General features: G+C 71.3%; 14 protein-coding genes. 7 read left to right on the forward strand and 7 right to left on the reverse strand.

The genetic code is table 11. From position 1 onward, the window contains the following. Positions 1-226: 226 nt before the first annotated feature. From WQO_RS33885 to WQO_RS33895, 3 genes are all read left to right on the forward strand, one after another. Positions 227-2,335, forward strand: coding sequence for an MMPL family transporter (locus WQO_RS33885; protein ID WP_010056294.1), 2,109 nt, complete (start codon positions 227-229; stop codon positions 2,333-2,335). A 153-nt stretch (positions 2,336-2,488) separates the two neighbouring features. Further along, positions 2,489-3,490 carry a methyltransferase gene (locus WQO_RS33890; RefSeq protein ID WP_010056295.1) on the forward strand — a complete coding sequence of 334 codons (1,002 nt, stop codon included), beginning with the start codon at positions 2,489-2,491 and terminating at the stop codon, positions 3,488-3,490. A 56-nt stretch (positions 3,491-3,546) separates the two neighbouring features. Next, positions 3,547-4,803: a cytochrome P450 gene (locus tag WQO_RS33895; protein WP_010056297.1), complete on the forward strand. Its 1,257-nt coding sequence runs from the start codon at positions 3,547-3,549 to the stop codon at positions 4,801-4,803. Between the two features lie 52 nt (positions 4,804-4,855). Here the strand turns inward: WQO_RS33895 and WQO_RS33900 are convergent, their stop codons facing one another. After that, on the reverse strand, positions 4,856-6,037 hold the full coding sequence (locus WQO_RS33900; protein WP_010056299.1) for an acyl-CoA dehydrogenase family protein: 1,182 nt from the start codon (positions 6,035-6,037) through the stop codon (positions 4,856-4,858). A gap of 303 nt (positions 6,038-6,340) precedes the next feature. On the opposite strand from WQO_RS33900, the gene WQO_RS33905 reads away from it, so the two are divergent. Then, the gene (locus tag WQO_RS33905; protein ID WP_010056300.1) at positions 6,341-6,676 is read left to right on the forward strand and encodes a hypothetical protein; all 336 of its coding nucleotides are present in this window, start codon (positions 6,341-6,343) and stop codon (positions 6,674-6,676) included. Next, the gene (locus WQO_RS33910; RefSeq protein WP_029181883.1) at positions 6,673-7,713 is read left to right on the forward strand and encodes a carboxymuconolactone decarboxylase family protein; all 1,041 of its coding nucleotides are present in this window, start codon (positions 6,673-6,675) and stop codon (positions 7,711-7,713) included. The genes WQO_RS33905 and WQO_RS33910 overlap by 4 nt, the downstream gene beginning before the upstream one ends. Positions 7,714-7,743: 30 nt before the next feature. On the opposite strand, the gene WQO_RS33915 is transcribed toward WQO_RS33910, so the two are convergent. From WQO_RS33915 to WQO_RS35885, 4 genes are all read right to left on the reverse strand, one after another. Continuing rightward, positions 7,744-8,664, reverse strand: a complete 921-nt coding sequence (locus tag WQO_RS33915) for an oxidoreductase (RefSeq protein ID WP_010056302.1) — start codon at positions 8,662-8,664, stop codon at positions 7,744-7,746. 24 nt (positions 8,665-8,688) lie between these two features. Next, positions 8,689-9,240: a carboxymuconolactone decarboxylase family protein gene (locus tag WQO_RS33920; RefSeq protein ID WP_010056303.1), complete on the reverse strand. Its 552-nt coding sequence runs from the start codon at positions 9,238-9,240 to the stop codon at positions 8,689-8,691. Between the two features lie 41 nt (positions 9,241-9,281). Continuing rightward, the gene (locus WQO_RS36200) at positions 9,282-9,449 is read right to left on the reverse strand and encodes a hypothetical protein (protein ID WP_158514079.1); all 168 of its coding nucleotides are present in this window, start codon (positions 9,447-9,449) and stop codon (positions 9,282-9,284) included. Between the two features lie 119 nt (positions 9,450-9,568). Beyond that, positions 9,569-10,186: an acyl carrier protein gene (locus tag WQO_RS35885; RefSeq protein ID WP_237274241.1), complete on the reverse strand. Its 618-nt coding sequence runs from the start codon at positions 10,184-10,186 to the stop codon at positions 9,569-9,571. Positions 10,187-10,466: 280 nt separating this feature from the next. Between WQO_RS35885 and WQO_RS33930 the strand changes: the two genes are divergently transcribed. Together WQO_RS33930 and WQO_RS33935 are read left to right on the forward strand one after the other, a co-directional pair. Beyond that, positions 10,467-11,702, forward strand: coding sequence for a helix-turn-helix domain-containing protein (locus WQO_RS33930; RefSeq protein WP_010056305.1), 1,236 nt, complete (start codon positions 10,467-10,469; stop codon positions 11,700-11,702). A 538-nt stretch (positions 11,703-12,240) separates the two neighbouring features. Next, the gene (locus tag WQO_RS33935) at positions 12,241-13,203 is read left to right on the forward strand and encodes a proline dehydrogenase family protein (protein ID WP_148660139.1); all 963 of its coding nucleotides are present in this window, start codon (positions 12,241-12,243) and stop codon (positions 13,201-13,203) included. A 46-nt stretch (positions 13,204-13,249) separates the two neighbouring features. Here the strand turns inward: WQO_RS33935 and WQO_RS33940 are convergent, their stop codons facing one another. Together WQO_RS33940 and WQO_RS33945 are read right to left on the reverse strand one after the other, a co-directional pair. Continuing rightward, on the reverse strand, positions 13,250-14,053 hold the full coding sequence (locus WQO_RS33940; protein ID WP_010056309.1) for a TIGR03084 family metal-binding protein: 804 nt from the start codon (positions 14,051-14,053) through the stop codon (positions 13,250-13,252). A 102-nt stretch (positions 14,054-14,155) separates the two neighbouring features. Continuing rightward, on the reverse strand, positions 14,156-14,626 hold the full coding sequence (locus WQO_RS33945) for an acyl-CoA thioesterase (RefSeq protein WP_010056311.1): 471 nt from the start codon (positions 14,624-14,626) through the stop codon (positions 14,156-14,158). Positions 14,627-14,747: the final 121 nt, after the last annotated feature.

The raw sequence follows: 14,747 nt of genomic DNA on the forward strand, positions 1-14,747 counted from the left end.
GCGGCGCACAGGACGCTTCTCCTTGAGTGCGGAGCTCCGCGTACGGCGCCGAAGCGTTCGGTCAAACCTTGTTCGACCAACTGCGCAATCTGGAAGTTGACGTCTTCCAGGTGGAGTTGGGAACGATGGAGGCCCCCGCCGGCCGCGTCGGAACGGCCGTGCAGTGCGGCCCTCTCCAACACTCCCGGCCATCGCGGAATCCGAGACGTGCCCGAAGGAGCCCCCCTTGCAAGCCTGGTTCAAGCGCACCAGTGGTGTGCCCGGTGACAGACGTGGAAAGTGGCTGGTCCTGGCCGCCTGGCTCATCATCGCGATGGCGCTGGGCCCGCTGGCGGGGAAGCTCGCCGACGTCCAGGACTCCAGCGCCAACGCCTTCCTTCCGCGCAGCTCGGAGTCCGCGAAGCTGAACAAGGAACTGGAGAAGTTCCGCGCCGACGAGCTGATGCCGGCCGTGGTGGTCTACAGCGCCGACGGCTCGCTGCCCGCCGAGGGGCGGGCCAAGGCCGAGAAGGACATAGCCGCCTTCCAGGAGCTGGCCGCCGAGGGCGAGAAGGTCGAAGCGCCCCTGGAGTCGGAGGACGGCCAGGCGCTCATGGTCGTCGTTCCGCTGATCAGCGACGCCGACATCGTCGCCACGACGAAGAAGGTCCGCGATGTCGCGGACGCCAACGCCCCCCCGGGCGTCGCCATCGAGGTGGGCGGGCCCGCCGGGTCGACGACCGACGCCGCCGGCGCTTTCGAGTCCCTCGACTCCATGCTGATGATGGTCACCGGCCTTGTGGTCGCCATCCTGCTGCTGATCACCTACCGCTCCCCCATCCTGTGGCTGCTGCCCCTGCTCTCCGTCGGCTTCGCCTCCGTGCTGACCCAGGTCGGCACCTACATGCTCGCCAAGTACGCCGGGCTGCCGGTCGACCCGCAGAGCTCCGGCGTCCTGATGGTCCTCGTGTTCGGTGTCGGCACCGACTACGCCCTGCTGCTCATCGCCCGCTACCGTGAGGAACTGCGCCGCGAGCAGGACCGGCACGTGGCCATGAAGACCGCGTTGCGACGGTCGGGCCCGGCCATCCTGGCCTCGGCCGGCACCATCGCCATCGGCCTCGTCTGCCTGGTCCTCGCGGACGTCAACTCCTCCCGCTCCATGGGCCTGGTCGGCGCGATCGGCGTGGTCTGCGCCCTCCTCGCCATGGTCACGATCCTGCCCGCGCTGCTGGTCATCCTGGGCCGCTGGGTGTTCTGGCCCTTCGTTCCCCGCTGGACGCCGGAGTCGGCCGCGGCCCCCGAGGCACCGGCGTCCCACAGCCGCTGGGAGCGCATCGGCTCCGTCACGGCCGCCCGGCCGCGCCGCGCCTGGGTGCTGTCCTTGGCCGCGACGGGGCTTCTCGCCCTCAGTTCCCTCGGCCTCGACATGGGACTCACCCAGAGCGAACTGCTCCAGACGAAGCCCGAGTCCGTCGTCGCCCAGGAGCGGATCTCCGCCCACTACCCGTCCGGCTCCTCCGACCCCGCCACCGTCGTCGCACCCAGCGCGGACGTGGCCGAGGTCCGCCGGGCCGCCGAGGGGACCGACGGAGTGGTCTCCGTCCAGGACGGCCCCACCACTCCCGACGGAGAGCTGACCATGCTGTCCGTGGTGCTGAAGGACGTTCCCGACAGCAGCGGGGCCAAGGACACCATCGATGCACTGCGGGACAACACGGATGCTCTCGTGGGGGGTACGACGGCCCAGAGCCTGGACACCCAGCGCGCCTCGGTCCGTGACCTCTGGGTCACCGTCCCCGCGGTCCTGCTGGTGGTCCTGCTCGTCCTGATCTGGCTGCTGCGCTCGGTCACCGGACCGCTGATCATGCTCGGCACCGTGGTCGTGTCGTTCTTCGCGGCCCTGGGGGCGTCCAACCTGCTCTTCGAGTACGTGATGGGGCACGCCGGCGTCGACTGGTCGGTGCCGCTTCTCGGGTTCGTGTACCTGGTCGCCCTCGGAATCGACTACAACATCTTCCTCATGCACCGGGTGAAGGAGGAGGTCGCTCTGCACGGCCATGCCAAGGGCGTGCTCACCGGCCTGACCACCACCGGGGGCGTCATCACCAGTGCCGGCGTGGTCCTGGCCGCGACGTTCGCCGTCATCGCCACACTGCCGCTGGTCCCGATGGCCCAGATGGGTGTCGTGGTCGGCCTGGGCATTCTGCTGGACACCTTCCTCGTCCGGACGATTCTTCTGCCGGCCCTGGCGCTCGATCTGGGGCCCCGGTTCTGGTGGCCGGGCGCGCTGTCGAAGACGTCCGGGGGACCGGCCCCCGTCCGCGAGGACCGCACGTCCCAGCCCGTGGGCTGAGACCCGTCCCGACGAGACCCGTACGGCGGGCGGCCGGTTCCCCCGGGCCGCCCGCCGTACGACTGAGCAACCCAGAAGATGGGCCGCCCGCGACCAGGCGTCACGATGGTGGCCCACCGGCCGCAGGCCGATCTCCCGGAAGGAAGCGCCGTGTTGGGCGATGAGGACGGCAAGGCCGCCGAGCTGTGGTCGATGGCGAACCTGGGTACACCGATGGCCGTGCGCGTCGCGGCGACCCTGCGCATCGCCGACCACATCACGGCCGGAGCGCACACCGCCGGCGAAATCGCCGAAGCGGCCGCCGTGCACGAGGAATCCCTCGACCGGCTGCTGCGCTACCTCACCGTCCGGGGCCTGCTGGACCGTGACGGGCTCGGCCGGTACACGCTGACCCCCCTGGGCCGGCCGCTGTGCGAGGACCACCCCGCCGGCGTCCGGGCCTGGTTCGACATGGAGGGAGCGGGGCGGGGCGAGCTGTCGTTCGTCGACCTGCTGCACAGCGTACGGACCGGGAAGGCCGCCTTCCCCCTGCGCTACGGCCGCCCCTTCTGGGAGGACCTGGCGGAGGACCCCCGCCGCGCGGAGTCCTTCAACCGGCTGCTCGGCCAGGACGTCGCCACTCGCGCCCCGGCCGTGGTGGCCGGCTTCGACTGGGCGAGCACCGGTCATGTCATCGACCTCGGAGGCGGCGACGGCTCCCTGCTGACCGCACTGCTGACCGCCTGTCCGTCACTGCGCGGCACGGTCCTGGACCTGCCCGAAGCGGTGCAGCGTGCCAAGGAGTCGTTCGCCGTGTCCGGACTGGACGACCGGGCGAACGCGGTCGCGGGCAGCTTCTTCGACGCCCTCCCCGCCGGCGCGGGCGCCTACGTCCTGTCCCTGGTCCTGCACGACTGGGACGACGAGGCGTCCGTCGCGATCCTGCGGCGCTGCGCCGAGGCGGCGGGGCAGACGGGATCGGTGTTCGTCATCGAGTCGACCGGCTCGGCGGGGGACGCCCCGCACACAGGTATGGACCTGCGCATGCTGTGCATCTACGGAGCCAAGGAGCGCCGCGTGGAGGAGTTCGAGGAACTCGCCGGCCGGGCCGGGCTCCGGGTCGTCGCCGTCCACCCCGCGGGCCCTTCCGCGATCATCCAGATGTCCGCGGTCTGACCGCCCGGAGCCCCGGCCCATCGCGGCGCGGGCCACGGCAGACAAGGAGAGAGCGTATGGCCGGCCTGGTCATGTCGCCGGTGGAGGCGCTCGACGCGCTGGGCACGGTGCAGGGGCGTCAGGACCCCTATCCCTTCTACGAGGCGATCCGCGCGCACGGGCAGGCGGTCCCCACGAAGCCCGGCCGCTTCGTGGTGGTCGGCCACGACGCGTGCGACCGGGCGCTGCGGGAACCGGCCCTGCGCGTCCAGGACGCCAGGAGCTACGACGTCGTCTTCCCCTCGTGGCGGTCGCACTCCTCGGTCCGGGGGTTCACCAGCTCCATGCTCTACAGCAACCCGCCCGATCACGGCCGGTTGCGCCAGGTGGTGAGCTTCGCGTTCACCCCGCCCAAGGTGCGCCGGATGCACGGGGTGATCGAGGACATGACCGACCGGCTCCTCGACCGGATGGCCCGGCTCGGCTCCGGCGGCTCCCCGGTCGACCTCATAGCCGAGTTCGCCGCCCGGCTGCCCGTCGCGGTGATCAGCGAGATGATCGGCTTTCCGGCGAAGGACCAGGTGTGGTTCCGCGACATGGCCTCCCGGGTCGCCGTGGCGACGGACGGTTTCACCGACCCCGGCGCGCTCACGGGGGCCGACGCCGCCATGGACGAGATGAGCGCCTACTTCGACGACCTCCTGGACCGTCGCCGCCGCACCCCGGCCGACGACCTGGTCACCCTGCTCGCCGAGGCCCACGACGGCTCCCCCGGGCGCCTGGACCACGACGAACTGATGGGCACCATGATGGTGCTGCTCACAGCCGGGTTCGAGACCACGAGCTTTCTGATCGGCCACGGGGCGATGATCGCCCTCGAACAACGGGCGCACGCGGCCCGGCTGCGGGCCGAACCCGACTTCGCCGACGGCTACGTCGAGGAGATCCTCAGGTTCGAGCCGCCGGTCCACGTCACCAGCCGGTGGGCTGCCGAGGACCTCGACCTGCTGGGCCTGTCCGTACCGGCGGGCTCCAAGCTGGTCCTGATCCTGGCCGCCGCGAATCGCGATCCCGGCCGCTACCCCGAGCCCGGCCGCTTCGACCCCGACCGCTACGCGCCCCGGCCGGGCGGGCCGGAGGCCACCAGACCGCTGAGCTTCGGCGCGGGCGGCCACTTCTGCCTCGGCGCTCCGCTGGCGCGGCTGGAAGCCCGGATCGCGCTGCCGCGTCTGCTGCGCCGCTTCCCGGACCTGGCCGTGTCCGAGCCCCCCGTCTACCGCGACCGCTGGGTCGTCCGCGGCCTCGAAACCTTTCCCGTGACCCTCGGGTCCTGAGCCCCCGCCGGCCGGAACACGTGACCGTCCCGGCCGGCGGGTGCGCGCCCTCTCAGACGTACAGGGTGTTGGGCCCCTGACCACACAGCACCCGGCCGTACAGCTCCAGGTTGGTGCTCGGGTTCATGAGCGCGTGCAGCGTGATGCTCTGGGCATCGCGCTGCACGCGCTGGATCGGGACGTCGTTGTAGATCGAGGACCCGCCGCTCGCCTGGGCGAGGATGTCCACCGACTCCTTGCCCAGTCGGCACGCCCGCCCCAGCAGGCCGCGGCACAGCACCCGCTCCTCCAGCGTCCAGGCCTCGCCCGAAGCCCCCTTGGAGTCGACGAGGTCGGCCAGCCGATGGGCGTGGAACCGTGCCTCGTCGGCCAGCAGGGTCGCCTCGCCGAGCTGCAGGTGGGTGATCGGCGCCGAGCCCTGCTCCTCGTACTCGGTGTAGGTGATCTTGCGGCCGGGCAGCCTCCCGCGGAAGACGTCCTGAGCGGCCGCGGCCAGTCCGGTCATGGTGCCGACCGACGAGGCCGAGGCCACGGCCAGCATCGGCGCCCGGAACATCGGTGATCCGGCGTTGAGTTCGGAGGCGTACTGCTGCTGGAGCACCGCGCCCAGCGGAAGGACGCGCTCCTGGGGAACGAAGACGTCCGCGGCGATGGTGCTGACGCTTCCCGAGCCCCGGAGCCCCGAGGTGTGCCAGTCGTCGACGATCTGCAGCTGGTCGGTCGGCACCAGGGCCATCACGGGCTGCATGCCGCCGTCGGGGGTCGGTGAGACGGCGATCAGAACCTGCCAGTGACTGTGCCAGGCACCGCTGATGAAGCCCCACTTGCCGTTCACTACGACACCGCCGTCGACCGGGGCCGCCATGCCGCCGGGACTGAGGGTGCCGGAGACCCGGACATCCGGCCGGGAGAACACCTCGTCCTGCACGTGGTCGGGGAAGAGGCCCGCCATCCAGGTGGGTATCCACCACACCGAGGCCGTCCAGGCGGCCGATCCGTCGCCGCGCGCCAGCTCGGCGGCCACGTCCACCAGGGTGCGGGCGTCGGACTCGAAGCCGCCGTAACGGGCCGGCACGCGCATGCGGAAGATCCCGGCTTCGGCCATCGCCTCGACCGACTCCTCGTGCAGCCGCCGGTTCTCCTCGGTCCAGGCCGCGTGGGACTGGAGCAGCGGCCTCAGCTTCGAGGCCCGTTCCACCAGTTCGGTACGGGCGGGCGTAGACGTCTGGTCCACTCGATCCTCCAGGAATCATGAGACGCCCTGTCCGCGGTATGCGGAAGCAGGCGTCTGCGCGCATCGGTCAGGACGGCGTCGCCCTGCTCCCGCATGGTTCACCGAGTTCCGCGGACGTCGCATCTCCTTGATTGCCGGTCACCTACCCCGATGCCGATCGGGCTGGTGCGACAGCGCATCCCACGAGAAGTCCACGAACGGTCCGGGAAGCCAGAATGTGCTTCTCGGCCGGAGTCACGGCCGGCGCCGGCGCCCGTCGCCGGTCACGCCGGACCACGCCCGGACCGGTCATGGAGGCAGCCCATGAGTGACAACGACAGTCCGTCCCGGGTGCCGGCCGCGGTGGCACCCGCCACCGCGAAACCGTCGGCCGGCACGGTCCTCGGCGCCGCGGTGGCTTCGCCCGCCGCCTACACCGCGGCGACCGCCCAGGAAGCGGCGACCGCGCTGGTCCGCATGCTGATGGAACAGATGGTGCTCGGTCCCGGCGCGGTCGGTCCCGAGACCCGCGCGGACGGCCCGGCGCGGCGGACCGGCTCCGGCCACGGCCCGGCGCCGCAGACCGGACCGGACGCGCCGGGCGAACCCCCGCCCACGTGGGCGCCGAACCTCGACGACGGGAAGGTAGGAGGACGATGAGGCCGCTCGTTCGGGCAGTGCTGCGGGGTTCCCTGCGGCAGGTGAGGTACGTGGACGTGGTCTCCCCGCGCCGGGCGCGCTCCCTGGTGGCGCGGGTGTACCGGGAGACCGAGGAGCAGTTCGGCGTGCTCGCGCCCCCCCTGGCCCTCCACTCGCCCGCCGCGGCGTCGCTGGCCGCGACGTGGCTCATGCTGCGGGAGACACTGCTGGTCGACGGGCGGGTGAGCCGGGCGGTGAAGGAGACGGTCGCCACCGAGGTCTCCCGTGCCAACGACTGTCCGTACTGCGTCCAGGTCCATCAGGCGGTACTCGGGACACTGCCTCCGGACGGCGGCCAGGCCGGGCTCCTGCGGTGGGTCCGGGAGGCAGGCCGACGGCCCGGCGGCGGTGCGGTGGGCGGCGGGCGGCCGCTTCCGTTCAGCGGTGAACAGGCACCGGAACTGTGCGGCGTCGTGGTCACGTTCCACTACATCAACCGCATGGTCTCCCTCTTCCTCGACGACTCCCCCATGCCGACCCGGACGCCGACACCGTTGCGCGGGCCCATCATGAGGACCACCGCACTGGCCATGCGTCCCGTCGGCCCGGGGCTGCTGACACCGGGCGCATCGCTCGGCCTGCTGCCTCCGGCTCCCCTGCCGCCCGGACTGGAGTGGGCCGAGGGCAACCCTTTCGTGGCCCAGGCGCTGGGGCGTGCCGTCGCCGCTGTGGACCAGGGAGCGCACTGGGTGCCCGAACCGGTCCGGGAGCGGCTGCGCACACGTCTGGACACCTGGGACGGATCGGCGCCGGGCCTCGGCCGGGGATGGCTCGACGAGGCCGTGTCCGGCCTGCCGCCCCAGGACGTGCCCGCGGCACGGCTGGCGCTGCTGACGGCCTTCGCCCCCTACCAGGTGCTCCCGGACGACGTCGAGGAGTTCAGACGGCGTCGGCCCACCGACCGCGAACTCGTCGAGCTCACGTCCTACGCCGCGCTGACCACGGCCGTCCGTGTCGGTCGCACGCTCGTCGTGCCCGACGCCGCCGGGCCGGGATGAACGGCCCCGCAACGGCTCGGGAAGGCTGTCTCACGGCCGGAGGCGTACGCCGGTGAGGTGCTCGGACTCCTCCCAGAGGCGGCGCCGGGCCCTGGGGTCGACGGCTGCTCCGCCGGGGCGCACGAGCCCGGGTGCGCCCCGGGTCTCGGTCACGCCGAGGGGCCCGTAGAACTCGCCCCCGCGCGCGCCGGGATCGGTGGCCGCCCGCAGACCAGGCAGCATCCCCGCCGCGGCGGGCTGCAGGAACAACGGGGCGAGCGGGGAGCCGAGCCTGCGCACGGGCGCGGGAAAGTCCCGGCCCAGACCGGTCGCGGTCAGCCCGGGATGAGCGGCGAGCGAGGCCAGTTCCGCGCCGGACTCCGCCAGTCTGTGATGGAGTTCCAGCGCGAACATGAGGTTGGCCAGCTTGGACTGGTTGTAGGCCCGGTACCGGCTGTAGCGGCGTTCGCCGTGAAGGTCGCTGAAGTCGATGCGCCCCAGCCGGTGCAGATAGCTGCTGATCGTCACGACCCGCGCGCCCGGCGCGGCCCGCAGGCTGTCCAGGAGCAGGCCGGTGAGGGCGAAGTGCCCCAGGTGGTTCGTGGCGAACTGGAGTTCGTGACCGTCCGGGGTGCGGGCCCGGTCGGTCCACATCACGCCCGCGTTGTTGACCAGCAGGTGGATGCGCGGGAAGCGGTCGCGCAGTTCCTCGGCGCCGGCACGCACCGACGCGAGACGGGAAAGATCCAGCCGTCTGACCGTCAGTTGCGCCGACGGCACCCGGCTTTGGATGCGGGCCGCCGCGGCGACCCCGCGGTCCGGATCGCGCACGGCCAGCACCACGTGGGCGCCGTGCCGGGCGAGCTCCTGCGCCAGGTGCAGTCCGATGCCGGAGCTGGCACCGGTGACCACCGCGGTGGTTCCGGTACGGTCCGGGACATCGGCGGCGCTCCAGCGTCGCCGCGTTCTCATCGGTCGTCCCTCCCGGGGGATGCGTCAGCCGGCCTGGGCCATCGCGGCCCGGTAGCCGTTGGCGACGATCTGCCGGGCGGAGTGCTCGTAGTACTCGTCGTCCTTCGGCAGCTCCGTGGCGAGACCGCTGACGTACCGGTTGAACATGCAGAACGCGGCGGCGATCAGAACGGTGTCGTGCAGAGCGGTGTCGTCCGCTCCCTCGGCCCGCGCCGAGGCGATCACCCCTGCGGAGACCGGGCGCGCCGCGCTCTGGACCTCGGCGGCGACGGCCAGCAGCGCGCGCGTCCTGCCGTCGATGGGCGCGGTGGCGGGGTCGGCGAGGACGGCCTCGACGAGCTGCCGGCCTCCCGGCAGCTGCGCGGCGGCGAAGGCCCCGTGGGAGGCGGCGCAGAACTCGGTGGAGTTGAGATGCGAGACGTACGCCGCGATGAGCTCGCGTTGCCCCGGTTCCAGCGAGGACGGCGCCCGCAGCAGGGCGTTCGCGAGATCGCCCAGCGGTGCTGCGGTGCCGGGGTGGTGAGCCATCAGACCACTGATGCCGGGGAGGTCGTTGTCGAGTGCTATGTGGGGCACGGCTCTTCCTTCCGGGTGGACGAGGGGCGGACGGCGGCGGATCAGGGCCATTCGACTTCGTCGTCGGCGGCCGCGCAGATGCGGGTGAAGGGCCATTCCACGTCTTCCCCTCCCGTTGCGGAGTGGGCGGAGGCCGTGGTGAAGAGGGTGACGAGTCCGAACGTGCCGAAGAGGAGGGACAGTCGGGCAACGTGAAGTGCGGTACCCATGCGAGCTCCTAGCGAGGGCGGCGTGACCGCGGGACGGTGAGACCTCGTGATGCCAGGAAGCTAGCGAATCGGACTGAGGGTGGCAACGATATGCCAGACTTTGGCAACTTGCCTGTGTATCAGCCGGACTGTCGGCCGCTGGTAAAGACGGAACGGCGAGATCCCGCGACCGCGTCGCAGAGCAGCAGGGTCTGCTCACCCAGCGTCGGGGCGGCCAGCATGTCGCGTACCGGGAGCGTGACGCCCAGCTCGCGGTTGATCCTGCGGACCAGCCGGGTGATGAGCAGGGAGTCGCCGCCGTGGGCGAAGAAATCAGCACCTTCGGAGGGGTCCGGGAAGCCGAGCAGGTCACCCCAGCCGCGCACCAGTACCTGGCGGATGTCGCCGGTGGTGACGACCGTGCGCCGGGAGCCCCGACGTGCCGAGCGCAGCCGCGAGGCATGCACCAGCGCCACCTGGTCGCCGAGGTTGCGCCGCGACAGCTCGCGCAGCGACACCGTGACGCCGAACCTCTCGGTGATCCTGCGGACCAGCCGCGTGATCAGCAGCGTGTCCCCGCCGCGCGCGAAGAAATCCGAATGCTCGGTGAGGTCGGAGCGGCCGAGGAGCTCGCTCCACGCGCCGACCATGAACTCCCCCACGTCACCGAGCCGGTGCTCGTCGCCGTCGGGGCCCTTCGGCGCGCCGGATCCCGCGGAACGGTTCCGGCCGGAGACGGCAGAGCGGTCACTGGTCACTTTCGCCACCTCCAGGGGCATGTGTCGGCTGCATCGGCTTCCCGCCACGGTACGGGAGCACATGTTGCATGGCAATACCTTTCCAAGTCGGTGGCAACCCTCCTTGCCATCCACCCACTGCAGTTGGGCGAGATGTGTAGGCATTCGAGGTCCGCAGGTTTGCCAAGCCGCGCGCGACCGGCATACTCTCTGGCACAACTGGAATGAGTAGCGTGGCAGGCCACGGGGACCGGGCCGGGCCAGGAACCTTCGTCCTCCATCTATTCGCTGGGGCGTGCACGTGTTGGAGCAGCCATCTTTCGGCCGTCGCCTGAGGCAGCTGAGGACCGAGCGGGGTCTTTCCCAGGCCGCGCTCGCGGGGGACGGCATGTCTACGGGCTATCTCTCGCGCCTGGAGTCGGGCGCCCGGCAGCCCTCCGATCGCGCCGTCGCCCACCTGGCCGGACAACTCGGCATCAGCCCGTCGGAGTTCGAAGGGTCCCGGGCCACCTCGCTCGCCCAGATCCTCTCCCTCTCCACTTCCCTGGAGTCCGACGAGACCAGTGAGCTTCTCGCCGAGGCGGTACGTTCCGCGCATGGCCAGGATCCGATGCTCCGCTGGCAGGCCCTGTGGCTGCTGGGACAGTGGAAGCGCCGGCACGGCGACTCGGCCGGCGAGCACGGCTACCTCCAGCGTCTGGTGACGCTGAGTGAGGAGATCGGCCTGGCCGAGTTGCGCGCACGGGCCCTGACCCAGTTCGCCCGGTCGCTGCGGGTACTGGGCGAGATCGTTCCGGCGGTGGAGGCTGCCGCCGCCGCCCACCGGCTCGCGGTGGACCATGCGCTGTCCAGCCAGGACAGGGCCGCTTCGCTGCTGGTTCTGGTGTCGGTGGAGGCCGAGGCGGGACGGATGCCCGACGCCCGGCGCCACGCCGACGAACTGACCGTCCTGGTGAGGGGACGGTCCGACACTCTGTGGGCCGAGGCGTTGTGGACGGCGGGTGCGTTGAAGGTGCGGCAGGGCGAGTTCGCCGCGGCCGAGGTCCTTTTCCAGGAGGCTCTGGACGGGTTCGACAGCCGGGAGAACCTGACGATCTGGCTGCGGCTGCGCATCGCGATGGCCGAACTCCACCTGCAGAAACTTCCTCCCGAGCCCGACGCCGCGCAGCTCTGCATCGAGGCGGCGGAGGCGGCCCTTCCCTTTGCCCGCACATCCGCTCTGGAACAGTCCCTCGCCGCTCTGCGGGCGCGCCTCGCCTTCCATGAGGGCAGGTTCGCCGATGCCCGCGCGTTGTTGGAGAGGCTCGGCAGGACCGAGCTCCGGCTGCCCTATCAGAGCCGGATCCGCCTGGAGGTCCTCGGTCATCAGCTGCGCATCCTGAGCGGGGAGGAGGAGGAAGGCCTGGCCGGCCTCCAGCTCCTGGCCGAGGAGGCGCAGGAGAACTCCAACATCAACCTCGCCGCGGAGATCTGGCGGCTCGCGGCGGAATGCCTGATGCGGGCGCGCGGGAAGGTCCGCGGCGCCACCGGCGGCTGACGCCGCGCCGGTTCGCGAGGTCCACCGCGCCGCCGTGGCCACCGCCGTCGGCGTGAGGCGCCGGCGTGTGCCGCCCCCCACGGTTGCTCGCCCTTGGTGGTGCATCTGTTGGCACATGTGTACCTCCTACACAGTCAATTGTTGCCAAAATTGTCGAACCGAATGGCAATTGCTTGCCTTTGCTGAAGAGGCGTGCTGATATGCAAGTCAAGTAGCCTCCTCCGATCTCGGGCGGCCATATGGGAAACATCGAGTTGAGCGGCGATGGCGTTCGTCAGTGCTGCCGTTCTGGCCAGGCAACTGATGTCGATGGGGATGGCAAGATTTTGCCGAAAACCGATACATCTCTGTCCGTCCCGGACAGCCTTCGCCCCCCGGGTGACACTGCTCCGGCATGGCTCCGGTTTCTCGTCGCCCGGCCGACGGACCGCACCGTCCGGAACGAGGCGCCGGTGTGCGTCCGCTGATGGGCACAGCGGCCTCGGCCGCAGCAGGTTCCCACCGAGAAGAATGCCGAGGCCCAGCCGTGAACCACGACATGTCCCAGCGTGCCTTGCTGGAGGCGGCGGCCGAGGGGCTGCGGCGGCTGGCCGGCGACGCGCGGTGCCGGAGCGCGTCGGCCGCGCCCTCCTCGGCATTGAGGGACATGTTCTCCCCCGCCGCCCGCCGGTACGTGCTCGCCTCGGACCGCGCGGGGTTCTTCGAGCAGGCTGTCCGGCTGCGCTCCCGGGGGTACCGGGTGAGCGCGGAGTTCGTCGGCCCCGATCAGGGAGCCACCGACGCCCTCCACGCGGAGCACGTGGTCGAAGAGCACCTGAGGCTGCTCGATCAGGAGCCGGCCCCTGACCGGATCGGTGTGGACGTCTCCCGGATCGGCCTCGCCCACTCGGCGCAGACTGCCCTGCGCAACACCGGGCGGCTGGCTGCCGCTGCGGCGCTCCGCGGGAGCGAGGTCGTCCTGCTCATGGAGGGGTCCGAGGACATCGACACCGTGCTGGCCGTCCATGACGCCCTGGTGAACCGTTACGACAACGTGGGGATCACCCTTCAGGCGCACCTGCACCGCACCGTGGACGACGCCATGGCGGTCGCGGGTCCTGGCCGCACCGTGCGGCTGGTCATGGGCTCCTCGGCCGAGCCTGCCGGCACCGCTCTGTCCCGGGGCCCCGCTCTGGAGGACCGGTACCTTGACCTCGCGGAGCTTCTCGTGGACCGTGGCGTCCGGCTGAGTCTGGCCACTCCGGACGCCGAGGTCCTGGCCGGGGCGCAGGAGCGTGGTCTGCTCGAACGCGTCCAGGACATCGAGATGCTCTACGGTGTGCGGCCCGAGCTGCTGCGCCGCCACCGGGCGGCGGGCCGCCCCTGTCGCATCCACGCGGCCTACGGGATGAACTGGTGGCTTCCCCTGCTGCGGAGGCTGGCCGACAACCCGCCGATGGTGCTCAACGCCCTGGCCGACATCGGCCGGGACCGGGAGCCCGTCGCCCACCAGGCGTACTGACCCGCCCCGGGCCGCGATCCGCGGGGCACCGGCCCCGGGGCGCCGGTCAGCTCCCGGTCGCCGCGAACTGCCCGGGCCTGCGCCCCTCGCCCGCCGGCCCCCGGTAGGCCTGGGCGATGTCCAGCCACTTCTCCGCCTCCTGACCAGACGCGGTCAGGGCGAGGTCGTCGCGGTGGCGGCGCCGGGTGACCAGCAGGCAGAAGTCGTGCGCGGGACCGCTGACCGTCTCGGTGGCGTCCTCGGGGCCGACCGTCCAGACCTCGCCCGAGGGGGCGGTGAGCTCGAAGCGGAACGGCGCGGCCGGCGGGGTCAGACCGTGGGACTCGTAGCCGAAGTCGCGTGTCAGCCAGGCGAAGTCGACGATGTTGCGAAGCCGCTCGGTGGGCGTGCGCCGGACACCCAGGGCGTCGGCGACGTCCTGGCCGTGGGCGAACACCTCCATGATCCCGGCGCAGCCCAGAACGACCGGCGGCAGCGGGTTGACCAGCCACGGAACCACCTGGCCGGCGGGGACCGCGGCGAGCGCCTCGACCGAGGCCCGCCCCATGCCCCGGAAGCGGGTGAGCAGTTCCTGCGGCGGGAAGCCCTTGAACTGCTGCAGAGCCGCGTTGACCGCTCCGTCGAAGTTGCCTGCCGCGGCGGCCGTGACGGCCTTGAACTCCTCCGGCGCCGCCGCCGCGGTCCTGGCCAGGTTGAAGACGAAGGTGAGGTGGGCGATCTGGTCGGTGACGGTCCAGCCGGGCGCCGGCGTCGGAGTGTTCCAGGCTTCGTCGTCGATCTTCTCGACCAGCTGCGCCAGCTCCTCGATGTCGGTGGCCAGGTGCTTGAGGACGTCGTCGAGCGAATTCATCTCGTACTTCCTTCACTGGGGGTGTTCCGGGCTGGGACGGATGTCCCGCCGGGTGGGCCGGCGGCCGGCGGAAGCGCCGTCGCGGAGCGTCGGCGACAGTCGCTAGGCGGCGCGTCCCGCGTAGGAGCCGGCCCGGTCGGAATAGGGCGCGAGCGCCTCGGCCAGGGCTTCGGGTATCAGGGTCGGCACGGTCGCCGTGTTGGGGCCGCGCATGCAGGCGATGCGCTGGCGTCCCCGCGCCACCAGGGTCTCGCCGCCGTCGTCGCCCAGCTTGATGTAGTCGAAGGTGAACTCCAGCTGGGTCTGCCGCAGCTCCGAGAGCCTCATCCGGATCGACAGTTCGTCGAAGGCGGTGATCTCCGCGAAGAACTCGCAGTCCACCTTGAGGGTGAAGAGCTTGAGGTCCTCCTGGACCTCGGCGAGCACCGAAGGCGCCCTCTCCTTGAGAAAGAGTTCCCGGCAACGCCCCTGCCAACGAAGGTAGTTGACGTAGTAGACGTTGCCGACGAGGTTCGTCTCCTCGAAGCCGACGGTGTGGCGGAGCTCGAAGTAGTCAGGATTCGTCGCGGTCATAGGTCTGTGCCCTTCGTCGTCGGGGCCGGTCGTCGCACCGAGTTGCGTGAAGCAACTCACTGGTCGCGATGGCCTGCGGGGTCGGTGGCCCGCGCTCCGGGCGGAGAGTGCGGGCGGGGTG

Origin of the sequence: Streptomyces globisporus C-1027 (assembly GCF_000261345.2) — a bacterium.
Taxonomy (GTDB): Bacteria; Actinomycetota; Actinomycetes; order Streptomycetales; family Streptomycetaceae; genus Streptomyces; species Streptomyces pakalii.